Genomic DNA, 24,717 nt, shown 5'->3' with positions numbered 1-24,717 from the left:
CGCATATTTATTTTTAAATACTTCATATTCAGATAGTTAGACTTCAACAAATTAAGACTTTCATTACAAAAGTGTCAACCCCAAAAAATTCAGTTGATTCTACTATAAAAAATCAACATACTGAAAATCAATTAGTTAATACAATAATCAATAAAGGTTTGAAAACTTTACCTTCGATAACCTAACAGGATTCGAACACCAAAATTTAGAGAAAAAATCAAATGTATATTCCTTTAAATTGTTTTCAATTGTTGTTCAAATGCAAACAATGAAATTTCTTTTAGAAAATGGTTTATCTTCTCATCATTACCTAAAGTTTCTCCTACTCTTGACCCAGGTTTTTCTAATTTTATTCCAAATATTTTTTTTATAAATTCCGGTAACATATTCAGAATTTTCTCATCAGTAATTACTTTCTCGGGAAAAAATAATCTTGCTATTCTTTGTTTTGTTATTATATCAGAGACCTCATAAATGTCTCCTAAATGACAAAATATATTATTCCCTTCCTTTGCAAGCATTCCTATTCCTGCCTTTAATGCTTGCTCGCGTAATTCCGAAGCATAATTCTTTAAATAGACTTTACAACTGTTTTTAATGAGGAAATAGTCATCGTAATCAATTTTCCCAATTGAAAAAAGCTGATGTGCATTTAAACTTCTGTCAATCGATTTATCCATTGCCCTTCCTATCTCCCGCTTTTTGCTTTGATAAGCTTCTTGCCTTCCTTTACCAATCTCTTTCAAGAAATCATTGGCTGTCTTTAAAAAAGGAATATCAATCTGTGCTTCTTTAAGAAAAGTTAGAAAACTTGTATTAACAAAATCTGTTCTAATACGATACTTACATTCTCTTGTGCAATGGTAATAATAGTATTTCTTATAACTTCCCTGTGAAGAACTTGCAGTTAATGTTTTTCCACAGATAGGACACAAAAGAACACCTCTTAATATAAAGTTCTCATTAAGTACTTTTTTCTTTTTGACAAACTTTGAGTTATTTAATTCTCGTAATACTTTTTGAACTCCCTCAAACAGTATTATAGATACAATTCCTGTATGTAATCCATTAATAACCTTGCTTTTTTCATTTTCAGATTCAGGAACTTTAATTTGTCCACAATAAATGGGATTTCTTATTAATCTATAAAAAGCGCTAATACTACATCTTAAACCCTTAGAGACAGCATGCTTATATATTTCTGATATTGTAACTCTTTTTTCTTTTATTATCTCTTCAAAGACTTCACGAATTATAAAAGCTTCTGGGGCATAAGGAGCAATATATTTTTTTCCATCCGCTGTTATTTTATTCCGATATCCCAAAGGAGCTTTATTGATCCATCGACCTTCTAGCCTTGCTTTTTGCATACCTAAACTTACATTCCGGCTTCTTTTATCATTTTCAACTTCAGATGTAGCCAAATATACAGCAAGTATAATCTTACTTTCCGGTATAGAAAAGTCTATTGGCTGATCAATCGCTTGAAGAGAAACTCCCATACTTCCTAGTTTCTCAAGCATCAAATAAGCATCTGTAATGTTACGGCTAAATCTATCCCAGTAAGTAAAGAGTATAATGGCCGGACGATTTTTAAGAGATTTAATTTTAATCATTAATCTGTTCCATGCAGGTCGATTAAATGTTTTCGCTGAATAATCCTCGAAAATAGTTTCTATAATAATCAGGTTATTATATTTACAATAATGCACAAGGCGCTCCAACTGGCTGCGCTGGGAATATCCTTTTACAGCCTGCTCATCTGTACTAACTCGTATGTAGAGATATACGGCAGGCATAATATGGTAATTTGTCTTGGGAGATGTTTATATAATAAAACGTAGAATTTATGTATTTATTAGAAATAAAACACAAAATTAGTACATCTACCTATTTCAGTTACGTTGGGCAATGATTTCAGAGTTTACAAAGCTTGATCCAAATCGGAAGCCTCCAGTTATAAAGTCCACAAGCATTATTTCTCCATTCAGCTTTAGCTCAGAAACCGTAAATAACACATAAATTCAAGTAAAAAATTTAAAGCTTTGTTCTCCATTAATTTCTAAATTTATGCTTTACAGTTGATCAGCCATTGAAAAAAGTACAACATGAAAGAGCTTCTTGAATAGTGCCATCGGTTTGCTATTTTTCAGATCTGGCTAATGTGTTTTCCAATTATTTTGGTGATCTCATTAAGCATTATACAGGGCGTTCCCCATAGGAACATATTCATCTGCTTTTTATGCAGATTGCAAAGAATAAGTTCCACATTATGGTAGCTTCAAGATTGAACTGTACCTCCCGTTTTCTTCTGGCAATAGTTCCTCAAGCCGGTTATTGACTTTTCTTTGATCAGGTATTCGCCGTTGCTGAACTTGACATTTAATAATCCACCAAGGGAAAGATATTAAGATATTAATTCATTCAGTAAATGTTGTGCTTTCATTCTCCATAAATTACTCTTATCAACTGAATCTAAGTTTTCAGTTAAAGTCAAAATGTCTTGTAAAATTTCAATTTTCTCATCAACATTTTTTTTCAACTCGGCTTTAAAAAACAAAGCTTGCGATAAATATGACACATACTCGAAAATTGCTACTTGTGAAGCCTTCAACTTAGTAATAGACCCTTCCAGTATATCCAACCCACTTTCAACTTCTCCTTTAGATATAATTAGGAACACAGAATAGTTATACTCGACATGTGCAAGCGTGGATATAAAAATAGGGTTTTCCTTATATAAAATTTTGGCTAGTTCAATACTTTCCTTATATAAGTCATCAGCCTCAGGTAATCTTCTAATAAAATTGATATCGGCAAGTAAACACTTTGCTCCAATCAAATACTCCAAGTATTCATTGGGTTCATTTCGTGATAACTCTGTTAGAAGTTTTACACTTTGAAGAACATATGTATGTGCTTTTAAGGGATCAAAAGTCCTCCTCTTCAAATAGCAAGTTGCTAAATTTACTTGTATTAAAGCTTTCTCCTTTTCGGTATCAGCTATATTATCGAGAACTGCAATAGCTCTTAAATGATGAATCAATCCTTCAGTTTCATTATTGTTTGCTTCATAAATGAGTCCAATAGCTGTTGCAAGCCCTGCTAATTCTTTTTCATGTACTAAATTAGGATCAACTGCCATTGCTCTATGATAAAAATTTAATGCATGTTCATACGAATTTAATGCCTGTCGAAGATTTCCAGAAAGTTTAAAACAATCTCCAAGATGCTTTTCAATATTTGCTAGACGACTTAGCGATGTAGCTGATCCCTTTTCCATGTTTTGAAGATATTCCTTTGCAAGATTAAATCTTTCAATTGCACAAGTTGATTGCCCAAGTTTAATGTTTGCGTGAGCAATATGCTCTAAGAGGGTTATTTGGTAAGGTTTTGTTGTCTCATTAGCAAGAGCTATCTCACATATTTCGATTATTCTGTGGTAGTCCAGCTTTTTAAAATATAATAACTGGACGTATTCTATAGCGACTAACGACCTAGGCCAAATTTGAAAAGCCCTTTCAAAGTTTTCTTCTGCCGCTTTTCTATCACCAGTAGATATTAATAGTCTAGCTCTCAAAACTCGACCTCTTGCTAATTTCATTTCAGAGCGTTCCAGTTTCTCTTCATTTAGAATTTCCAAAGCCCTTGTAACATTCTTTTCTTCCAATAATGCTCTCTGAAGTACCTCATTATCCAGATCAATAATTTCATTTTTGATTTTGCAAAGCTGCTCATTTAAGAACTCTCTTTCTTTTATAACATTTGATAAAATAAACTTCGCTTTGTTCAACTCTTCACTAAATATAACTTCCTGTTCATCCAACTCCGCTTCAATTTCTGAAATCATCTTTTGATAGCGTTTTATTTCCCTGTCCTTACTATTTAAGATGGGCATTAGTGATTTTCCAGATTCCTGAATTTTGACTATCAGCATTTCATGGCTCTGCTTTATCTCTTTTAATTTTTCTACAGAGTATGTTTTTTCATCATTATCAATGATATGGTGACAAACCTGGCAAAGCCAAATTCCATTCCTAACATCTTTCAGTTCTTTAATTGAAAGCATTGGATTAAAACGTAAATTTGCAGCATCTTTTAGTCCCTCTATGTGTGCAGCCTCGCCTAAATTGTGAAACTTACTAGGATCACTGTGCGGCTTGGTAGTTATTTTTTTACACAAGGAGCAATGTTCCCCTGCTCGTTTGTATAAAATTGTAATTGTATTCTTATTAAAGGCACCATCTCTCATAAACGTAGATTTTTACATTATATAAATTTTGATCATATTGCAATCATTAGCTTTTTTTAATTGCAAGGGCATTCCTAATTATGTTGCAAATACCCGTATTTTATTTCTGCTAAAACTGCATTAAAATTCATCTTAAGCCTTCCATTAACTGCTTCCAGAATTTCAGGAATGTCGGATAATCGATGTAAAAAGTTATGATATTCTCTCATCCAAATCAGCCATTCAGGATCGAATAGTTGGTAGTTAAATTTTTTCGGATTCAAGAGCCAAGATTCAAAGGTATTTAAGCCTGTTAATTTTTCAAAACATACTAACTCAACGTCAATTTCAAGTTTGGATATAAGAAGAATAAAATTCAGAAAAGACAAATTGATTGATTCTAGGGACTCTAACTTAAAATCTCTGTAGCCTATTCTATTATTGACATAATTAAGATACTTCTCAAAATAATCTCCTTCATCAAATTCAATCACTCCAGCATGCAGCAATAATTTATAGAATTCGTCATCAAATTGCATGTTGAGAAAATCTGTGAATGCACCGTATAAAATTTTCTTACATGAATCATCAGCAATCTGAGCCAGATTAATAGCTTTTCTGAAATTCTTAAAAGTTCCATCCTCTCGCTGACAATTTAAAAGTAGCCTGTTAATTAAATTTATATTGGAATATTTATATTGCGGCTTATGCTTTAAAAAGGCTTTCGGGATAATTCTTATTAAACCTTCATACTTGTGATTATGCATTTTATCCCTTCTAATCGCAATATTTAAAATAGACTCCAGATCTTTTTCCTCAAATAAATCTCCACGCCTGATCATAAAATTTTCGAGTTCTTTTAAATTGTAATGAGCCAGATTGTCTTCTATATCTAAGAAACCTATCAAAGTTTTGATCAATGGTGAAAACTGTTCTTTCTTTAGATCTAATCTTGAAAGAACGGTGAAAATATTTGTAAAGATCCTATTGTATTGTTGTTCAAAATTCCAGTTTTCCAGTTGAATCGCTACAATTTCATTTTTAGTAAAATCATTAAAGAAACCCTTTTTTATATAACTACTCAAAAGATTGTTCAGTTTTAACAGCAGTGTGTCTAAGCCTTCCTGATCAACTCTTATCACTTCCTGTTTAGAAAGTATTTCCTGTAGTTTTGTCGAATGGATATGCAAGATACTTTCTGTCAGGATAAAATCATTGAAATATTGAAGTCCATAGCCCTCAGTATTATAACTGGTAACCAAAGCCTGCAACGTGAGCGCAGTGATTTTCTTGTACTTATTAAATTTTACATAAAAAATAGAATTGCCATAATGATGTCTGAAACATTTCTCATAATTTACAAGCAGATTGTACGCATAGTTTGGACCTGTTTGTGAGCCTCCGTCATCTATCAATCTCTTTAACGCATCAACTTGCTCAAGGAGCTGATCAACATTATCTTGAACTTTATCAATAAGATCGTCGTCTTTAACTTTCTTTAAGTAATCCAGCACATCCTTCTCGATATAAAACTCCAACTCATTATAAAGTAGCTTATCCATATCGATTGCTCTTATGTTGCTTCGGATTTCTTCCGTATCTTCCAATGATGACATCTGAATCAGGTGATATAAAAAAGTGGTATTCAGCACAGCTAGAAAATAGGTCACTCCTTTTTCAGGACTAATTTTTGCCAAATTCTTTATTTCATTTAAAATAAAATAAGATGTTCTGTAATTATTCGATGATACCAAAAAATTCCCAAATGCATATTCCATAGTAAGATAATCCAAGTTTCCATCGGCCTGCCTTAGTTTTCTGATAAGTTTGTCAAAATCAAAATTTCTGTAATTACAAATCATACAGTCACAGACAGTATCTTCAAGACTTAAATCAATATCTACCGCAACTATATTGTCATCCTCACAGCTAAAAATATGAGTCTTTGAAACCCCAATAACACCTTTTTTCCGTCTTAATTCTAACTGATAGTCACGAACTGCGTGAATTTTAGTAATCATACATTTATTAAGAAATTTGAACGACCATCTTAATCTTTCCATCGCTTCATTAATATCTATTCCTTCCAATTCTGTTATTAAAGAATTCGAGAAACTAATCTCTCTTCCATCCACAGAAATTTTGGTCAATAGCGTATAAATATCTGGATTGATCGTAAAAAGCTTATCATCATGGTAATGCCATACATATTCATCCAAAATATTAAAAGGCTTTATAGAAGCAAGATAATCTGGACTTACAAAACCAAACTCTTCAAACCTTTTAAGTGAATAGTAAATTTTATCAATAATATGAACGTTCTCACTTTCAGTTTTTGATTGATCTTTTGAAAGTTCGAACAGCGTATCTGTATTAGATCTCTCAGTAAGATCATATTTCATAAATCTATCGTTATGAAATAGAAATAAAAGTTCCTTCAGTTTATCTTCATTGTTTAATTCTTTTAAAAGGTAAACCTGATATTTCGAACTATCCTGTGATCTATAAAACCTAATTTCATTGATGTTAGTAACTATAACCCAATTACAGTTACCACCGGTCTTGTGTGCATAGCCAAACCCTTGCTCTACAGCTGAAATACTCTTTTCCCGTTTTTGTTTTGTGTCTAGATTAGTTTTTGGATCCTTTACCTCTATAACAACTCTAACTTCATCTTTTTTTTTATCCTTATAAAAATAACCTAGAACCGCATCGGGCTTAGTACCGTCTGTTAACGATTTTTTCTCTTCCCGCAGCATCCATTTGTGAGCATTTCCGTAATTGAAATTTAAAATATCTCCAAAAAAAGTAGTAACAAATCTAGATTTTATCTCCTCTTCTTTTAAACTACTGAACTTTCCAGACTCCAACTCTTTAATAAGTGATTCCACGAGATTTTTTATTCGTCGAATATTGGGCACAGTAGATAATTTAAAATCATACAAAAACTTATTTAGAAAGAATTCGGAAAAAATGGGCTTATTCATCATGGATTACTTGTTAAAACAAAAATACATAATGCAAATATATTTTGGTCAAAAATTAGATCCACAGACCTTAAATTCGCTATTTCCTACTTATTATATCCGATACTGAGTTTTCAAACCAGCTTTTATCTGAACAACTAAAGAAAAAAATCCCACAAAATAATATTTCTGATATCGAATGAGTAATAGATAATGAAATATACCAAAATTGCAAGCGAGAGGAGACTCACTAAGTAATTTTAACTATTTTTATAGAAAAGCTATTTAACCTATGTATATTTCAAAAATATCGATTGAGGGATTCAGAAATTTCCCTCAAAATGAAATTTTATTTAATGATGGTGTAAACGTAATAATAGGCCATAATAATTCTGGAAAGACGAGTTTAATAAAAGCGATAAGCCTTGTTATCAACAGTGAGACCCCAAGACGTCTTGAACTTGACGATTTCTCTAAAAGTACTACCTTAGAAAATCTACAACGCCTGCCAGCGACCTGATTCCAGCTCGCTACACAACTACATTTATGAACCTCTTTCTTTGATTAATTCTTTTACGGAAGTTTTCGAAGCACCTAGTAATCTTAGCAAGATAATCTGCGACATCTTTTTAAATATAGGGATAACATTTCCCAAAACACTTAATCCTAAAGCACCAAAAATGGTAAATGCATAGTTATACTTCTCAATAAATTTGATAGTTTCAGGACTATAGTTAGGTAAAGTCAATAATAAATAAATCACACCCCAAAATAAAGCAGCTTGTATCAACCACGATAGAAACTTCACTCGTTTTAGAAATCTACCCGTAAAATCCTGTAACATTAAAAATTGACTTTTGTCCGGTACCTCTTTTGAAATAACTATTAAATTATAAGAATTTATCGCACATAAGATTTGAAAATCACTACGCCCTTCAAAAAGTTGTGTGTTATCGCTTATAGATTTATAAGTAAAATTTATAAAGTCACTGGTTATCAGCATTGGCTTGGTAAAATGCAAGTACATATAAACAATTTCCGGTAAGATACTCTTACTGTAATAGTTTTCTTTTATTATATTTTCGAAAGTTATCGTTATTGTATTTTTATTTCTAATAGAAATGATGTCACTTATCCATGCCCCGTCTATTCCAAATTTGACTACACCAACTAATAAAATAAAAATTAAAAAATCGTCATTTATGAAAGGAGCAGCCGAATCTTTACTTGGTTTACTTTTACTTTTTATACTGTAGAAAGTAACAAAATCTTGTTTATTGTTTTCTCGAATTGCTTTAATTACTCCATAATAAACTTGATTTAGTTCGTTGCTGTCTTGATCTTCAGAAGTATGAATTTCTCTTCCACCCAACAAATTATTAAAAGTGGTTAATTTAGGACTGTTATTAATCCTTGATAAATAATTAATTGTCTCTTCTATAGGAACCATTTCTTTCTTTTTAATCCATAATTCAACGTATCTGCATCCCAGTTGGGAACGCTCCTCATCTTTCCAAGCAATTTTGAAATCAGATTAGAATATTTCATGGTTGCAGGTTCTTCCCCCGGTAAAAAGCTTCTCCACGACAAATAGGTAAAAGAGAATATCTGCTGTGTAATGTAACTTAAATCGTAAAATAACAGATTATTAAGATCATCACTATTATAGCTACCTTGCGGAACTCTTATCGTTATCAAGACAGGTCTGCTCATCGCCTGCTTAGAGGTTTTCAGTTCATTTGCACCTAACATTTGCACAATACATGTTCTTTCATCAAGAATAACATTGCATCCCCTGGCCGGTACATATTGTCCTTTAATCTCGCTACTTCCATATTTTGTAACTCCTAGCTGATTTTTATCAAATAAAATATGGGGATGGGCATTACCAATAGTGACAAAAGCAAACTTTATATTATACTGAGGAATATCTCTAACCAGCTGACTTACGACATCAAATTCTGTATTTTTTATGGGCTTGAAAATATGGAAGATCAGACGGACCGTGTTGCCGTTCACCCATCCTTGGTCACTTGATAGTCGAATAATAGATTGCTTCAGGCTTTTAAGCAATTCATCAAAATAGTTTTCGAATGCAACATCTTTCACTTTATCACCAAGCAAATATTGCCCGTCACCGGACATAAATGTTGTTATACCTACTACCCTATTCTGTTCTGCTCCCGTATATTGATTTTTCCTTAACCAACTATGGCCAATACCAATTATTATCTCCCTGTCAACTGATCGCTGCGACGGCAAAACCCAAGGAGTCCCACCCAATTTTGCATACATCTGGAGCGCCAGAGAGTTTAATATATATTCATTATACATAGTTACCTTTTCCGAGGTAATAAACTGGACCGGAATTTCGAAGGACAGTAATTTTGCTTTAATTCTGTAGTAAGGATTTAGAAGATCTGAATGATTCCTGAATGCAATTGGTATTTCGATAATAGCTAATTGTGGTTTATTTTCCTCTTCCACAAAGCTACTTATAGCATTAATATATGCCTCAGTATTATATTCCTGTATTTCTTTAATTTTAAATGTTACATCCTGAAAATCGTATTTCCTTTTTAACCCCTTCTTAAAAAACTTGGAAGCTGGGATTCCCTCCTTCAGATCAGAAAGAAACCTAGTAAAATTTCCCCTATTATTTCTGTGGCAAATGCATAATATATTAGGATTCTTTATATCAAAGGTTAGCGTATCGTAGGGTCCATAATCTGACAATCCTTTGTCAGGATTGGAACTATTTATTTTTGTTCCTGAGGGATCAAAAATAAAAGTTGGTGTCTTGAGGTCAATACTATTATAAACAGACAATGGCTTATCAGCCACCGTAAAACGAAAACCATCTTTATTATGAAACATAATTGAGTTCCCAGCTTCTACAAACAGATGATTTGAAATTCTAATAATCTCTTCATAAAGATTTTTTGTATTATATACCTCACTCCTTTTACTTTCAATAATTCTCAATAACTCTTCGCTCTTTTGCTCCGAAATCGCAAAAGATAAGTAGTTACCTATGTTAAATTTGGATTTCTTTATAAATAATTCCGCCAGCAAAAATTCTTTCAATCCTTCGTTGGTTTCAACCATTGCCATAGTTCCGGAAATTGAAGATATAATTCCAACAAATTCTTCATTTGGCGCAAGAACGTCAATTAAACCTGGAAGTGTTTCCGTATGGAGAACTTCCGCACCCATTAAATTATATCCCTCCTGATGTAGTTCTAAGCAGCTCTTATTAAATATCCAGTTCCGTTTAATATTAATAAGAAATCCAAATTTCTTTTCACCATTTACTTCAATTATTCTTAGTTGGAGCTCTATCAATTTTTTATAAGCAATCTTATTCTTCAAATGATCAGGCAGAGCATTATACAGAAGATCATCCTTTGTCTTAGCAGAAAAAAAACGAAACGGATAAAAGTCAACAGGTATGTAATTTGAAAATCTCTCTTTAAAAGTTCGAAAAAATATATGTTTTATTAGTGAAGAGGTTACCTGACTCTGCTCATTTATGTTAACTTGTTGTAAACTTCCAATAGAGCTAAGATCATCACCATCTTTATTAGAAATAAAGATTTCATCTCCATTCCTAAAAAAAGAATGACTGCTATTATATTCATCTCTGAGCTCTCTCAGCAGATCCTCTGTGTATGATACCGTCCTTATCTGGAACTCCTCGGCAACGATATTTATAGGAAAAAAATTAAGTTGCATTACTTACACTGATTTAATTGTTAAAATACAAAAAAAGAGATTAGGTTTTTCCAAACCCCTGCTAAAAGACGATTAAAATTTACTGTATTTATATTCAAAATACCTTATTCTATAAATACTGCTAAAGTTCATTAGGGAGATACCGCCTTATTACCTTGCGAAAATAAGTCAAAATCTAATTTATTTTCGCAAGGTGACAAGTCTGGCCTAGCTTAATTGATTTATCAACATACGTGCTTCTTCAAAAGTCATTTCTTTTGATTTAGAATTAAGCCTACTGTTATTTGAAATATCAATTAAATCATTTACATAAAATATTTTCATATCCGTGTTAGCTTTTTGTTTGATCCCGGCTAAAATTCTTTGGAGTATGCCAAAGCCCTCATCTTTTTCACAAATTTGTGAACACCATGACTGTAGGAAACTCCTAGAGTAATGTAGATAGAAGGAACCTGCTGAATTATCTTCATGGGTTAAATCAAATAAAGTCTCGAACAAAACAATTTCATTCAAACGGTTATAGTGTTTTAAGTCTTTAGGAAAGAGACCACTGTAGTCCGGTCTTACCAAAATCACTTTTTTTAGAGCCTTATAATAGTTTAGAATAGCAGTATCTTCATTTAAGAAGAATAATATATTTACGGCATTTTCTAAGAAATGCAAATCCGAAGTTTCTAAATAAGCAAAGACTGCATCACGGATAAATTTGTTATCTTGATATTTATCTTTGATCAAATTGATTACCCTCCAATAAAAAGGAGATGTTTGATCCCTACAACATTCCTTTAAAAAAATTAATGGTTCTTCTATTTTTGAGACATAATCCTCAAGTAAATTTTGCTGATCTATGGTCGTGCCGTCCTTTTTAAAATCCTCACCGATCTTATTAAAAGTTTCAAATAAATTGTTTTCTACCGCATAGGAGTAGTGGTCCCTTTTTGCAATAAATGTCAATTCACCTTGGGTGATATTTTGAATCACTTTTTCATTTACAACCTCAGCATCATCCACCTTTTCTAAAACGTACTCAATAAATGATTGCCCACTGTTTGGACCTGTAATATTTCCGAAGGCAAGCACGTCCAGATAGAATGTGGGAGATTGTTCAATACCATAATTGAAATCGAAGAATAAGACAATATTGATGTATTCTAAATACTTGGTAGCATGGAAAAGATCGGGATCTTCTGCATTAATTCTAATAACATTGTTATAATCAACTTCAGAAATAATAGCTTTTGTTAATTTATCTATTAACTCCAGTTGTTCTTTATCCAACTTCAGATTTCTGAAGGAGTGATGAGCTAAACCTGTTTTTATGGCCGACAAATAAATATTTGGATCTTCTAATGCGCTAATAATAATTTCGGGGGTAATATTCCTATTAAACCTTAATACAGTATCCATAATCGTATGAACTGTATATTGTAATCCGTGGAGATTATGATCTTCGTACCACTGCCAGAATATTTTCTGAAATTCAGGTCTTGTCAGGGATTCAACATTATTTTCTTGAAAATATGTTTTAACATCAGATATTATTTTTTCTTTTTTAAATAATAATTCAAAGTTAGCATCACGTTCTTCATCATATTGAGTTGTTGCAGCTAGAATTTGCTCATCAGTTTGTATATTCGTTAAGAAATTATGGCCAGCATCTCTAAATTTTTTTTCAAAATAAAGCGCTAGATTAGAATCTGAATTTATGATCCAATTTCGGAAAGAATCAATGTCATTTGTTGAATTAAATTGTATATTACCGTTCTTAAACCCTTCAACTATTGAATCAATATTATCATTGTTCACGAAGGGAGCAAGTGAATATAACACATCGGTGGACATCTTTTCTTTTTGCAAGATATGGATCACTAATTCTGGTGGAATCCCTACTTCCAGTAAAACATTTTTTAAAACTGGATTACTCATTATTCGATACCGATCTGCAAATGCCATTTCAACCAATTCTTTATGATAATCAGGATCTGTACAAAATTCTTTTGACCTTTTTATAAGTTGTTCATCAAAATTATCAAAAAATAAGCTATTGGAGCGGAGTGAATAATGGTCATTAAAAAGAATTTCGAGTAATGCAATATTTAGGTATCGGTTACTCGTATTCAATATTAAGTAAGCGATCAGATTTTCTGTTCCTCTTATCACTCTGTCTCCTAAACTATAATATTTTTTTATAATAGATATCAATTGATCTGCATCCCGTTGACGATCATCTATTTTTGTCATAATTGAAATTAACTGATGCAATGCATCAGCATCCTCAGTATCTTTAAGGATAGCCAGGATACCCTTAAAGAAAGAAATGTTTTCATAAAATTTCTGATCTTTTAAGGTTCTTAAGGATTGCATGCGAACAATGTTATCCTCCGTTTCGATAATTTTCGTTATCAGATTCATTAAAAGTTCTTTCTCACTGGGGTGTAGCTTTTTGTAAGCAATAACTTCCAAGGCTGACGCTCTTACCCTTGGGTGTCTGTTCATATTATCTATCGTATCGAAAAGAAACTTGAATGCAGCAAAATCAGCCAGAATATCCAGGGATATTTTAGCATTGTTTGAAATCCAAAATGTTTTATCTATGCAGACCTCCGTAAAATATACTTCAAAAAGTTCATTCTTGAATTTGGGGAGCAAACGCTCATCTTCCGCAAAAAATAGTACTTCTTTTTCATTTGTAAGCAACCACTGTTCTAGGTCTTTTTTCTTATCTCTTTCAGTAATAATATTTAACAGGAAAGTTATGGTATTAAATAGGCTTGGTTTAATTTTCTTTATATCCTTAACTTTAATGAATTCGATTATCTTTTCGAAAGGAAGAGAAGCGATGTATAATGCGGCAAAATATTCCTGATAGTTTTTATGTGTGAAAACGTAGCTATCGGTAAACGCTCTTTTCTCAAAAAATGGAAGTTCCTGAAATAATGCTATACCTTGTTCTTTCAGTAATTTAAAGAGGGCTTCTTGTGAAATGGCATTTTGTTGCATCAATTCATTTATGACAGCAACCACCTTTATTTTATAGTAGATTTCTGCTTTTGTTACGGGGCCGATATGTTTAAAAATTGAAAGTAAACTGCGCTCTATTTCCTTTTCAATAAAAAGTTCAAGCGCTTCTTTCAGTGTTTTCGGAAAGTGTTGTTTATCCTTGTAAAATTCGGCAAACATTTCTAAATTAAATGGAGTTTGCAAAATTGTCGAAAATTGAATCAAATCATCATCAGAGATTTCGACATCGTACTTATTCTTAAATATATTGTAAATCTGCCAGTGTGAAAGGCTTTTAAGATATACCGCTTTAAAATCACTAATATTAATGACGTACTTCTGGTAAATATTTGTACGGCAGCTTAAAACAAATTTTAACTTCCTGTCTAAATTGTCTGATATAAAATTCTGAAGATCTGCAATAAAATCCTGGATATTGGCGATTTCATCCAATCCATCCAAAATAAAAATTACAGAAGACATATCTTTCCAATCATCACCCGGAATCATTTTTTCGATCGTCGATGTCTGACGAAAGTTTTCGATATTTATAAATATGGGAAGCATTTCCGTCTCATCGATCTTATCCCACAGAAGCTCAAAAGTTTGGTTTAATTCCGCTGTTTTGCCCATACCTGGATTTCCCAACAAAATGATCCTATCATATTCATCAATTAAATCAAGTAGTGTCAATCTATCCTCAGGATCGTCAATCAAAGAAAACCGGCTATTGTTTGGACTAGAAGTTTCCAGGTATCTTAATTCGTGATAATTTTCGCTCATTTCTTTTTGTATTTTTCTCTATCAAGATTTGTTAATGTACTGGCGTTATGTAATGGTACTTTTTGAAAACCCAGCGGACGCTTGTTCTTATCAATACCATCCGGAGATTTTGCATAGACATCATAGGAGAACTGACAGTTTTTGTCTATATAATGGTAGTAAGTGATACATGATATTACTGCCTCCTGGAAGTTAATATCAATAATATGAAAACCAGGCTGCCACTCACTGAGCGGTTCTCTTGGATCATTTAATCCAGCGCGTGCCATGATTCCAAAGCATTCGCCATTTGGGTCAAGGTAAGCATTTAGCTTAAGATGGTGCTGGTCGCCATATAGATGAAGGTGGAACTCAAAATTCTTAAGTATTTTTTCGACTTCTGCCTGTTCTGCATACTTATTGATTGGATGGTGGGTGAGAATCACATTTAGATTTGTTTTATTATTTTCTAAAACTTCTAAAGCATTATTTAACTGGTCACTGCCAAAGTATAATTTTTTATCTTTGTGCTTTACCAGGTGGCAGGTGCTGCACCTCCAGCTATCATTTATTAAAGCAAAGCCTACTTTAACACCTGGACGGTGTTCATATATATAGGTAGATTCGTTATATGTGGGTAGATAGTCAGGATTTCCAGCATGAAATCTGTGCTCAAAATTTTTAAACTGTTCTATTCTCTGATTATAATTTTTTATTTCATTTCTAATTTTTGGTAAGGTATCATTGATATCTCCTTCAACTTCTTCATCTTGAAATTTTTTTTCATCAAGCCATAAGATTTTGCTTTCATCCACATCGTGATTTCCAGGGATAAAAAGGAAATTGGCGTTTGACAGATTTAGTTCATTTTTAATCGGAGTAATAAACTGGTCTTCAAAAATTTTGTATGGATCAGTTTCAGTTTTAAATAGCGGCATTTCTAACAGGGAGTGTCCGCCTTTGTCAACGAGGTCACCTGTAATGGCGATAATATCAATTGGTATTTCATTGTGTTCTTTTGAGAGAACTTTTAATAAGGCTTTTCGAAAATACTTTTTAAAGTCACCAAAGTTCGATGCTGATAAATGGATATCAGAAATATGTACAATTCTCATTAAAGGTTAATTCGTTTTTAGTCGCTAAAGCCAATATTACTGGAATTTAGCTTCGTTTGGTTTCGTAAATATAATAAAACTGTGGTTTATATATGTGGTGATTTTACATTTGTTCATACCGGATTTCCTATTTTTTGGTATAGAGGTCAGGAAAGAAAAAATCTAATCATATCTGTTACTTTTCCAAAATGATCTGGATTATTTTTTCTTCTTCCAATCTGAAATTCAGACGGATTTTGTATAATCTTTTTAAGTCTTCTTCTGTTTCCTGAGGAGGTGTGAATGTTTCTAAGTTGACACCTACATCCTGTTTGAGAAATGACCAAGATGATTTGATTTTAAAATCTCTTTCGCACAATTCCTGATAAGCAGCTTCGAGGTAATTCTTAAATTCATCAAGTCCTGAGGTGGAGAGTTTCTGGCGCCACTCTACCCTGATTTCGAACTGAAAATTCTGCGACAGATCCTTTATTATTGAATCATAGTTACTGGCATTGCAGTTTTTTATAAATTCCCGGATTATTTTTCTAGGGATTTTTTCGCGCTGTAGTTTTTCTTTCTTCTGTAGCACTAAGATTTCCTTATGATCTTCGTCGACAATACTTTCCAATCTGTCCTTTCCTCTATGAAAAGCTTCAAGCTGTGTTTTATATAAACGGTCCGGGAAGAAGTCAGCCGTTTTGGGATCAGCCTGGTTCTTAAATTCTTTAGCTAATAGAAATCCTTTTTCGTCGGTGGATTCCTTGATGCCTGAAATAATATTGATATAGTATGTTTTTTCTATAGAGCCGAAAAGAACCCGTACCTCAGGACTAAATGTAATTGGCGTTTCAACAGTTTTCTTGATGAGATATTTAGTCTCATTAAGTGGGTTATCAATAGGAGAGCCCCACTTGGTTGTACAAAGTTCGGATTGATACCTAGAAATTTCCAGTCGTATTTCTTTCTTTCCGCGGTGCAGGTCTGTTGTCAGTTCATATCCCGGAAATGACTCACATATACGTGTATCAATCTGCCATTCTTCATGCTGGCTTCTAAAATTAATACCGAAGTGTTGTCCGTATTCCGCTATATAAACAGGGGATTCTATTTTGCTTAGCATCAGGATTTCTTTAATCTTTTCAAGATCCGTTTTTCTGTTAACTGAAATATATAGCTGTGTTTCTATCATCGGGTTGTGTAAATAAAATTTAAATGCGGAATTTAAAATAAATAATTATTCTGGGAAATATTTGGAAGAAAATTAATTCTACCGTAAATTCTAGCTAAAATAAACCATATATTTTATATAAAAATATGGGAAACCGTAAAGTAAACTTCAAAAATATTTTCTAAATCAGTAAAAAAAGAGTTTGGATATCGTCATGATTTATTTCTTGAAATCACTAATGTGTAAGAAATTTTAACAATACTTTTTCTTACTTAGCAAGACAAAAACTGAAAATAATAACAGAATCTAACCACTAAAATTTTAAACTCAAATATTTTTATATTATGGACATTAATACTATCGTAACAGCCACAGGAACACTAGTAACAGTAATTCTTACATCTTTGGCTGCACCCTACATTTTAAATTTTCATCTGAAAAGGAAGTTCCAAAAGCTACAGTACATGATCGATGCTTACCCCTTGTTACAAAATCTCCAAACTGACTTTAAGGATAAATTTATCGAGCCAGCCATACAAGAAAATATATTCTTTATAATTTCAGGATTCAGGACAAATTACAAAAGTATTCCTGCCTATAACGAGCTTAAAGATAAACTCGGAAACAATTTCGACTGGCCAATTATAAAAAGTGCTAAAGCACATCTGTCATTTAATGAATTGGGCAAACTCTATGTTAATCTTACTAAGACAACAATATATTTCAAAAAATTTTCGCTATGTTTTGCAGTACTTTTAGCATTGCTTGGTTTTGCGATCTTGGTTTTCTGTAATTATGCCGAACTGAATATGTTTTCAAAATATCTAGTTCTCTATATTTTGGCCGGTATGGCTTTCCTTCTGGCCTATTTCGTGCTAGGAAGCATAACTTCAATCTTAGATGCAGGCGTTATCTCAAAAAGGTTGCAAAATGTTGAGAATGCCAACAACAACAACAACAACAACAACAACAACAACAACAACAACAACATGTAAATTCGGAAACCAAAATTGATCTAGATTTTATCATTCTGAAAGTGAATCACAATATTCCAACTCTTGTCTCATCTAATATTTTGATCACCAACCAATATTTTATCAATCGTCAAGATATAAAACAATTATTCCAGCAAATCAAACTGACTTATAAGACAAAATCTTCCGGAAATGTGTTTAAAGAACATCTTTTTAAGTTTATGCGTAAAGACAATATTTATATACTACTTATTTTCAACCACATAACTCTAAGACATTTTCTATATCAGTAAAAAAAGAGTTTGGATAGCGTCCTGTCAAGTTCACAAACAGCCAAAAGGCGCCAACTAAAAACAGTTGGCGCCTTTTATTTTACTTACTATAAGTACTTCCTATATTACGAATTCCAATAAGCCCAACATACAGAGAAGCTATTACTATCGAAAGTAAATTCTTAAGCAAGTAGAAACGCAGTCTTTGACTCTGGGTTGTTGTAAAATGGGAAGTTTTTTCTCAATGGTTGTGTATTATTATATCTTTACCAAATCTTGCATTTCGTAATAATTGATTGCTTTTTCTTTAAGTGGATTGGTACTCCATTCTTCCCATTCACCTGTGTATGGATTATATCCACATTTTAAAGGTTTTGAAGTATCTAAACCTTCAGAATGAGTATGAGTTCTTTCTGTATAAGCTCTACAGTCTGTACAGATATACCGAAATTCACAATCTTTGCAAACTTCGATGCTGTCTTTGGTTAGGTTCCAGTATTTTTTGAAATCAGGATGGGATAATGCTTCTTCTAAGGTAATATCTTTAATATTCCCGAAACTTTGAGGCATGGAAGGGCAGTTTCTAATGTTACCTTCAGAATCTATGGAAATTTTTTTGTAGAGACAGGAGTTGTGGCTGTTGGATAAAGTATATGTTTCGAGATTAGAATTAAAATGTTTTGAAGAAATCAATCCGCAACTTTTTTGATTTATAATTTTATCCTCAACATAAGTTATGATTCTATTCAAATACTTTTCTTGTTTATATTTATCACATCCAAAATAAATCAATCTATTAATTTTATCATTTGACTTAATAATGTTTTTATTTAGTAATCTATTTTCTAATTTCATTTTATAAGGTAAGATGATTTCAATACCTTTTAGAGTTGTTCTGGATAGATTATTCAAAAATTTAAAAAACATATTTACATCAATTACATCATAACATCTGATTTGTAAATGTTTGACTCTATTGGTATCAATAAATTGTGCAATGTGAACTGAATCTTCAAGAAAAAAAGATTCTTTACTTAAATCAATTATTATACTAGAAATTGGTTCAGCAACCTTATAATTTAAATTTAAAGGAATGAGTTCTTTTATGATTTGGGTATCTATGAACCCTATTTCATTGACTAATAAAAAATTTAAATAATCTTTTAAGTATTTTTCATTTTCTTTTCCATAGCTGTCATAAATTTCTTCAATGGAAAAATTTGGAAATTCTTCAGTGAGTAAAGTATAGAGAGAATTTGGAATCAGGTAATAATTATTTCTTTGTACATCGCAAATTATACTTCTTGTATGCCCATAAGTTACCAGGCAACAAGCAAATCTATTAAAATAAGTCATCTTAGTATTATCATCTAAAGGATAGGAGTCTGGTTTTGAAACATATTCCAATATTTCTTTTCTAAAATTAATTTCTATACAAGAGGTTAGAAATAAAACAAATCATATTATCTTTCACAATTAACTGATAATTTTAGATATAACTATTCTAGAGCCTTCAACAATATACCCTCTCGTTTGATACAAATCTGAATTAGAATACATCATTGCCGGAATATCACCCAATTTTTTATCTGATAATTCCTTTTGTATATTCCAATAAGGAAGAGGAAGTTTTTTATTTTTTAATTTTGTTGTTATTTTCTTCATAATTTTTCAATATATATAATGCCATTTGTTCTTCTAAATGATAATTACATGGTTTGGAAACCATTCCAAACTGCCCTACAGGATTTATTTCAAGAAAATAGTACTCTTCATCTTTTGAGACTATCATATCTATCGAGCAAGTTTTCAGATTTAATTCTTTAACTAATTCTTTTAACCTTGATTCTATCTTAACCGGTAGTTTATAGGGTACACTTCTGTTGCTTTTCTTATAATTATAATTTCTAAAATCCACCTTGGTTTTATTATCATTTTGAGAAAATATAGCCATAGAATAAAAAACATCGTCTATATAGAATATTCTAAGTTCAAATTTTTTATCTATTTTATTTTGAAGTTTGGTAGGAAAAATGTGGCCTTCATTTTTAATTTCACTTACTTCACTTGTATACATCATATAATGAGAATCATTATCAAAAAGCGTTACAGCATCACTTATAGGCTTTGTAATCAGACTTTTACCTGCTGCTAATTTGTTAATAATCTCTATTTTGTTGGTTATATAGGTGTCTGGAATATTCAGACCATGTTTTTCAGCAAGTTTAAGAGTTTTCAGTTTGTTTAAACTTTCACTGTATGTATTGATCCAGACTGAATTGTCTAAAAACGATTCTAAAAACCTGTATATTGTTCTTAATTCGGAGAATAAATGATTTTCCAGAATTTTGTTATTATGAAATTCATTAAAAATTTTAGGCTCAATATTTAGAAAGTCTTCATCAAAAGTGCGTCTAAACCAAATAGTATTTACAATTTGATTATCTATTTTTTGATTATTAAAATTAAATTCGGAATTGGAAATATCAATATAAAAGTCTTTACTTAGTAAATCATCACCATTTATTCTAACTATTACTTCATGATTTTTTTTATGATGATACAACCAGTTTAAAACATTATCTGTTGTATTCTCACCGTAATTTTTACTAAAAATAATTATCATAATGTCAATCTTAAAATTAGGCTATTTGTAATAAATACAAATAGCCTATTTTAGTTTTTACCTTAGATTCTAATCATATTTAACGGTGTCATTAACATAATAGGTTCCGTTATAGGTATGGTCAGCTTTATAACTATCTTCTCCAATACCTGTTTCTGGGTCTAATGCCTTTCCTCCTTTTACTGTTTGCATTTTAAATTTTTTCAGCTTTAAGCTTTCTAACTTCTTTTTCATAAAATAATTTTAAAAATTTAATAATAATTTTTGCCATACAAACCCTGACATGGGTTGATGCTGATCAGCGTTTTATATTTCTGTACTGTACACATACAAAAAGACACTTTCTGGTGTCATATTTTTCAAATGTATCAAACATAATTCACACAAAAAAGTAAAAATTATAGCTTTTTATAGCCTATTATTTTGTGTTAAAAAAAATATTCTATACTTTCGTTTCACTAATTTTTTTTCACAAAACCATGAACAACAAGTTAATTGCTGCACGAAAAGCAAGAAAAATTACGCAGGCAGATATTGCAACTTACCTTAAAATAAGCCAGACCCAGTATCAAAAAAGAGAAACAGGAAAAATTAAAATTTCGGATCAGGAATGGAAAGATATTGCCAGGCAAGATATTGCCAGGCTGCTGGATGTTTCTGTAGAAGAAATTTTTGAAGAATATACCAATCAATATCTTGTACTACAAAAAAAAATAGAAATCTTAAAACTACAACTCAAAGCACTAAGTTTGGGGAAGAATATTTAGAATTTAATTGGGCTCAAATGAATCAAATCATCAATAAAAGTGTTTGAAGATAGGCTCGTCTTGATCACAAAAAGCCAGAAGGAACCAAGTAAAGACAGTTGGCAATTTTTTTATTACTTATTACAAGTTTGAGATCCTGAATCAAACACAAAATTTGAGAAGATTTTTTAGTATTTCTTTTTGTATATCCTGTCTCTCTTGTCTACTTTACTCATTCAATAATCGCTTTAACTATTTCAAAATAAGCCGAAAGTATGGCTGTATTGGTAGGTACAACAATACAACTTTTAGCATTTGGTGCGAATATTTTAGTATAAAATCATCGATACTTTTTTAAGCTTTCCTATTTAAATATTAAATTGCACCTACGTTAAAAAACCATGGACAAATACAGCTTTTTGGAAATAGCAGCATTTATAGGAATATTTTTGGTGCTGTTTCTTGCCTTATTTTTATTGACTGTAAAAACTAAGCACAAACTTGCAAATTGGCTTCTTGCTTTTTTTCTTTTTACAAATGCCGTAGATGCTTGTAAATTTTTGATGCGTGATTTTCCTGTTAATTTCATCAACCTCGAGGCTTTTCGCTGGAGCATTAACTATTTGGTTCCAGCATCATTTTACCTCTATGTATTGTCCGTTTGTTTTTCCAACTTTCGATTAAAACCGAAACATTTATGGCACACCATTCCGTTTATTGCGTTCAATTTGTATATGGTGTATGGGATTTATTTTGAAGATAGAGCTTCGAAAATAAGTTTCATAAATACAATGAATCAAACGCCTATCATGCAATTTTTCTATTTTCTTTTTGAATTTCTATTTCAGGTTTATTTTATTGCTTCATTGCTGGTTATCAGAAAGTCTAAAACCGTCTATCTAGAAAACTATACGAATCCAAATATTTCTATCCTAAATGCACTTTACAAAATAACAATTCTCTATTATGTCTTACATTTCTTAGTACTTATCAGATGGTTGGTTACTTTTATCTTTGGTTTGGGAGAAATCAGACAATGGATCGTAACCCTTGATGGATTTGCATTTTTGTTTTGTACGTGTTGGTATCTATTTGTTGCATTAGACAAACCTGAATTTTTCAGAGGCGTTAATTCTCTATTAAAGCCGATCTCAGATGTTGCCCCGAAACAAAAATCTTCTCCTATCATTGATGACGAAAAAAATAAGCAAATCGAATTCTTAAAAGATTTTATGGTGGAAAAAGAGCCCTACCTGGATTCTTCGTTAACGATTCAGGATTTAGCAGAACAATTAAAAATGCCCGTAAAAGACTTATCGACTTTGATTAACCTGTATATGGACAAACACTTTTTTGATTTTGTAAATGAATATCGAATTGAAAAAGCCAAAGAAATACTAAAAGATCCTTTGCAAAAAGAACTCACAATTCTGGAAATTTTATATCAAGTTGGGTTCAATTCCAAATCGTCGTTCAGTACTTCTTTTAAAAAATATACCGGAACAACTCCTACAGATTTTAGAAAAAATCCAAATTAATGCATTTTTTTCTAAGAAATGGGTTCGACTTTTTTTAATCGGTCGCGTACTGAGGCCTTTTAAAGCATCTTTGCAGCAAATTATAAAATCAGAATCGATTATGAAAAATTTCCTGCTTGCATTTCTCGTGCTTTTATCTTCAAATACTTTTGCACAAAAATTCACATCCAGTTCAAATAAAGAAAAAGCAAAAAAAATCGATTTGATTATTGGTAAATATCACAACTACAATCTTTTTAACGGAAGTGCTTTGGTTGTTCAAAACGGCGAAATTATCTTGCAAAAAAATTATGGAAAAGCCGATATGAACTGGAATATCGAGGCAACTTCTGACACCAAATTCAGAATTGGTTCCGTAACAAAACAATTTACTGCAATGCTGATTATGCAGTTAAAACAAGAAGGAAAAATCAAGTTGGATGGCAAAATAAGTGATTATCTTCCTTGGTTTAACAAAACGGCAGGAAGCAAAATTACCATTCATCAATTGTTAACACATGCTTCTGGCTTGCCAAATTACACGGATTTCCCTGATTTTAAAACTAAAATGGTTTTCGAAAATTTGTCTGGGAAAGATTTTGCCATCAAATATTTCAAAGATAATTTAGGATTTGAACCAGGAACAAAGCATAATTACTGCAATACAGGCTATTATCTATTAGGATTAATTATTGAGGAAATTACCAGAAAACCTTATGAAAAAGTTCTCGAGGAAAAAATATTTGATGTCATTGGAATGAAAAATACAGGAATTGAAGATCCAAAAGAAATCATTTCAAAGTATGCTCAAGGCTATGATTTTGATTACGATGGTTATCAAAAAACAGATTACATTAATATCAAAACTGCGGTGTTTTCTGCTGGCGGAATGTACAGCACAGCAAATGATATGCGAAAATGGGATGATGCTTTATACACGAATACGTTGCTGAATGACGAGAACAAAAAAATATATTTCACGCCAAGTTTAGGTGATTACGCTTACGGTTTGGTTGTTCAGAAACATCAGAATTTTTTAGGTTCGGGAAAAGATATTACAACAATGGCACATAGCGGCGGGATCAATGGTTTTTCCTGCAATATTGCCAGAATTCCAGAGAAAAAAATATACGTAATCTTGCTTGATAACACTAGAGCAGGTAAAAGAGGCGGACAATTGGAAGCTGTTATCGATGATGTCTTCGGAGTTCTATACAATACCAAAGTTAATTTGCCTAAACCATTAATTATCTTCGAAGTTTATAAAAAAATGAAAGCAGAATCAGTAGAAAAAGGAATTGTTTATTTGAAAGAACTGAAGAAAAACAAATTCGATTCTTATAATTTTAATGGTTTTGAAAATGAATTGAATAGATTAACATACAAGTTTTTGGGTGAAGGAAAACCTGATGATGCATTAAAAATTATTGATTATGCCGTTTCAGAATTTCCCAACTCATCCAATATTTATGATACACGTGGCGAGATTTATTTTAATAAAAAAGATTACAATGCTTCTAAAAAGAATTATCAGAAAACGTTGGAACTGAATCCTAATAATGATAATGCCAAAGAAATGCTTTCAAAAATCAATCAAATTCTATTTCCAAAAAACTAATTAAA

At 31.7% G+C, this 24,717-nt stretch carries 18 protein-coding genes; 5 read left to right on the top strand and 13 right to left on the bottom strand.

Annotated elements, in window-relative coordinates:
* Window positions 1-233 precede the first annotated feature (233 nt).
* The 3 genes from DRF57_RS06495 to DRF57_RS06480 all read right to left on the bottom strand — a co-directional run bounded on the left by DRF57_RS06495 (window position 234) and on the right by DRF57_RS06480 (window position 7,122).
* Window positions 234-1,799, bottom strand: coding sequence for a recombinase family protein (locus tag DRF57_RS06495; protein WP_115917534.1), 1,566 nt, complete (start codon window positions 1,797-1,799; stop codon window positions 234-236).
* Window positions 1,800-2,407: 608 nt separating this feature from the next.
* Window positions 2,408-4,252, bottom strand: a complete 1,845-nt coding sequence (locus DRF57_RS06485; RefSeq protein ID WP_115917532.1) for a tetratricopeptide repeat protein — start codon at window positions 4,250-4,252, stop codon at window positions 2,408-2,410.
* A 74-nt stretch (window positions 4,253-4,326) separates the two neighbouring features.
* Window positions 4,327-7,122 (bottom strand): hypothetical protein, encoded by a 2,796-nt coding sequence (locus DRF57_RS06480; RefSeq protein WP_123863295.1) that lies wholly within the window; start codon window positions 7,120-7,122, stop codon window positions 4,327-4,329.
* Between the two features lie 367 nt (window positions 7,123-7,489).
* On the opposite strand from DRF57_RS06480, the gene DRF57_RS06475 reads away from it, so the two are divergent.
* Window positions 7,490-7,717 carry an AAA family ATPase gene (locus DRF57_RS06475; RefSeq protein ID WP_047388367.1) on the top strand — a complete coding sequence of 76 codons (228 nt, stop codon included), beginning with the start codon at window positions 7,490-7,492 and terminating at the stop codon, window positions 7,715-7,717.
* A gap of 24 nt (window positions 7,718-7,741) precedes the next feature.
* On the opposite strand, the gene DRF57_RS06470 is transcribed toward DRF57_RS06475, so the two are convergent.
* The 5 genes from DRF57_RS06470 to DRF57_RS06450 all read right to left on the bottom strand — a co-directional run bounded on the left by DRF57_RS06470 (window position 7,742) and on the right by DRF57_RS06450 (window position 16,980).
* A complete protein-coding gene (locus DRF57_RS06470; RefSeq protein ID WP_115917528.1) occupies window positions 7,742-8,647 on the bottom strand; it encodes a hypothetical protein in 906 nt (301 codons plus the stop codon).
* Entirely contained in the window at window positions 8,635-10,932 is a 2,298-nt protein-coding gene (locus DRF57_RS06465; RefSeq protein WP_047388363.1) for a Piwi domain-containing protein, read from the bottom strand. Before DRF57_RS06465 ends, DRF57_RS06470 begins: the two co-directional genes overlap by 13 nt.
* Before the next feature lie 207 nt (window positions 10,933-11,139).
* Complete coding sequence (locus tag DRF57_RS06460; RefSeq protein ID WP_115917526.1) at window positions 11,140-14,715, bottom strand: NACHT domain-containing protein; 3,576 nt, start codon at window positions 14,713-14,715, stop codon at window positions 11,140-11,142.
* Window positions 14,712-15,809, bottom strand: coding sequence for a metallophosphoesterase family protein (locus DRF57_RS06455; protein ID WP_047388359.1), 1,098 nt, complete (start codon window positions 15,807-15,809; stop codon window positions 14,712-14,714). The genes DRF57_RS06460 and DRF57_RS06455 overlap by 4 nt, the downstream gene beginning before the upstream one ends.
* 175 nt (window positions 15,810-15,984) lie before the next feature.
* A complete protein-coding gene (locus DRF57_RS06450; RefSeq protein ID WP_115917524.1) occupies window positions 15,985-16,980 on the bottom strand; it encodes a hypothetical protein in 996 nt (331 codons plus the stop codon).
* Window positions 16,981-17,303: 323 nt separating this feature from the next.
* Here DRF57_RS06450 and DRF57_RS06445 point away from each other — a divergent pair, with 323 nt between their 5' ends.
* Complete coding sequence (locus DRF57_RS06445; protein WP_115917522.1) at window positions 17,304-17,954, top strand: hypothetical protein; 651 nt, start codon at window positions 17,304-17,306, stop codon at window positions 17,952-17,954.
* Between the two features lie 509 nt (window positions 17,955-18,463).
* Here the strand turns inward: DRF57_RS06445 and gwsS are convergent.
* The 4 genes from gwsS to DRF57_RS23580 all read right to left on the bottom strand — a co-directional run bounded on the left by gwsS (window position 18,464) and on the right by DRF57_RS23580 (window position 21,065).
* Window positions 18,464-19,612: a grasp-with-spasm system SPASM domain peptide maturase gene (gene gwsS, locus DRF57_RS06440; protein ID WP_115917520.1), complete on the bottom strand. Its 1,149-nt coding sequence runs from the start codon at window positions 19,610-19,612 to the stop codon at window positions 18,464-18,466.
* A gap of 69 nt (window positions 19,613-19,681) precedes the next feature.
* The gene (locus DRF57_RS06435; RefSeq protein WP_047486253.1) at window positions 19,682-19,870 is read right to left on the bottom strand and encodes a hypothetical protein; all 189 of its coding nucleotides are present in this window, start codon (window positions 19,868-19,870) and stop codon (window positions 19,682-19,684) included.
* Entirely contained in the window at window positions 19,839-20,831 is a 993-nt protein-coding gene (gwsG, locus tag DRF57_RS06430; protein ID WP_115917519.1) for a grasp-with-spasm system ATP-grasp peptide maturase, read from the bottom strand. The genes DRF57_RS06435 and gwsG overlap by 32 nt, the downstream gene beginning before the upstream one ends.
* A gap of 69 nt (window positions 20,832-20,900) precedes the next feature.
* Complete coding sequence (locus DRF57_RS23580) at window positions 20,901-21,065, bottom strand: hypothetical protein (RefSeq protein ID WP_156126017.1); 165 nt, start codon at window positions 21,063-21,065, stop codon at window positions 20,901-20,903.
* Between the two features lie 245 nt (window positions 21,066-21,310).
* Here DRF57_RS23580 and DRF57_RS06425 point away from each other — a divergent pair, with 245 nt between their 5' ends.
* Window positions 21,311-21,598, top strand: coding sequence for a helix-turn-helix transcriptional regulator (locus DRF57_RS06425; protein ID WP_115917517.1), 288 nt, complete (start codon window positions 21,311-21,313; stop codon window positions 21,596-21,598).
* A gap of 370 nt (window positions 21,599-21,968) precedes the next feature.
* Here the strand turns inward: DRF57_RS06425 and DRF57_RS24085 are convergent, their stop codons facing one another.
* On the bottom strand, window positions 21,969-22,166 hold the full coding sequence (locus tag DRF57_RS24085; RefSeq protein WP_228450400.1) for a hypothetical protein: 198 nt from the start codon (window positions 22,164-22,166) through the stop codon (window positions 21,969-21,971).
* A gap of 220 nt (window positions 22,167-22,386) precedes the next feature.
* On the opposite strand from DRF57_RS24085, the gene DRF57_RS24080 reads away from it, so the two are divergent.
* Both DRF57_RS24080 and DRF57_RS06415 read left to right on the top strand, forming a co-directional pair.
* Complete coding sequence (locus DRF57_RS24080; protein WP_228450399.1) at window positions 22,387-23,115, top strand: helix-turn-helix domain-containing protein; 729 nt, start codon at window positions 22,387-22,389, stop codon at window positions 23,113-23,115.
* Complete coding sequence (locus DRF57_RS06415) at window positions 23,027-24,712, top strand: serine hydrolase domain-containing protein (protein WP_228450398.1); 1,686 nt, start codon at window positions 23,027-23,029, stop codon at window positions 24,710-24,712. Before DRF57_RS24080 ends, DRF57_RS06415 begins: the two co-directional genes overlap by 89 nt.
* Window positions 24,713-24,717 lie beyond the last annotated feature (5 nt).

The organism is Chryseobacterium rhizosphaerae (assembly GCF_003385455.1).
GTDB classification, from domain to species: Bacteria; Bacteroidota; Bacteroidia; order Flavobacteriales; family Weeksellaceae; genus Chryseobacterium; species Chryseobacterium rhizosphaerae.
Note: the sequence above shows the minus strand (reverse complement) of the source record. Positions and strands in the feature narration are given on the sequence as shown.

Coding starts and splice junctions, on each gene's coding strand:
- DRF57_RS06465 (WP_047388363.1), bottom strand. CDS start 10,932: ATGCAACTTAATTTTTTTCCTATAAATATCGTTGCCGAGGAGTTCCAG.
- DRF57_RS06425 (WP_115917517.1), top strand. CDS start 21,311: ATGAACAACAAGTTAATTGCTGCACGAAAAGCAAGAAAAATTACGCAG.
- DRF57_RS06450 (WP_115917524.1), bottom strand. CDS start 16,980: ATGATAGAAACACAGCTATATATTTCAGTTAACAGAAAAACGGATCTT.
- DRF57_RS06455 (WP_047388359.1), bottom strand. CDS start 15,809: ATGAGAATTGTACATATTTCTGATATCCATTTATCAGCATCGAACTTT.
- DRF57_RS23580 (WP_156126017.1), bottom strand. CDS start 21,065: ATGAAAAAGAAGTTAGAAAGCTTAAAGCTGAAAAAATTTAAAATGCAA.
- DRF57_RS06495 (WP_115917534.1), bottom strand. CDS start 1,799: ATGCCTGCCGTATATCTCTACATACGAGTTAGTACAGATGAGCAGGCT.
- DRF57_RS06475 (WP_047388367.1), top strand. CDS start 7,490: ATGTATATTTCAAAAATATCGATTGAGGGATTCAGAAATTTCCCTCAA.
- DRF57_RS06445 (WP_115917522.1), top strand. CDS start 17,304: ATGGACATTAATACTATCGTAACAGCCACAGGAACACTAGTAACAGTA.
- DRF57_RS06435 (WP_047486253.1), bottom strand. CDS start 19,870: ATGAAGAAAATAACAACAAAATTAAAAAATAAAAAACTTCCTCTTCCT.
- DRF57_RS06470 (WP_115917528.1), bottom strand. CDS start 8,647: ATGGTTCCTATAGAAGAGACAATTAATTATTTATCAAGGATTAATAAC.
- DRF57_RS24085 (WP_228450400.1), bottom strand. CDS start 22,166: ATGAAATTAACAGGAAAATCACGCATCAAAAATTTACAAGCATCTACG.
- gwsG (WP_115917519.1), bottom strand. CDS start 20,831: ATGATAATTATTTTTAGTAAAAATTACGGTGAGAATACAACAGATAAT.
- DRF57_RS06485 (WP_115917532.1), bottom strand. CDS start 4,252: ATGAGAGATGGTGCCTTTAATAAGAATACAATTACAATTTTATACAAA.
- DRF57_RS24080 (WP_228450399.1), top strand. CDS start 22,387: ATGCAATTTTTCTATTTTCTTTTTGAATTTCTATTTCAGGTTTATTTT.
- DRF57_RS06460 (WP_115917526.1), bottom strand. CDS start 14,715: ATGAGCGAAAATTATCACGAATTAAGATACCTGGAAACTTCTAGTCCA.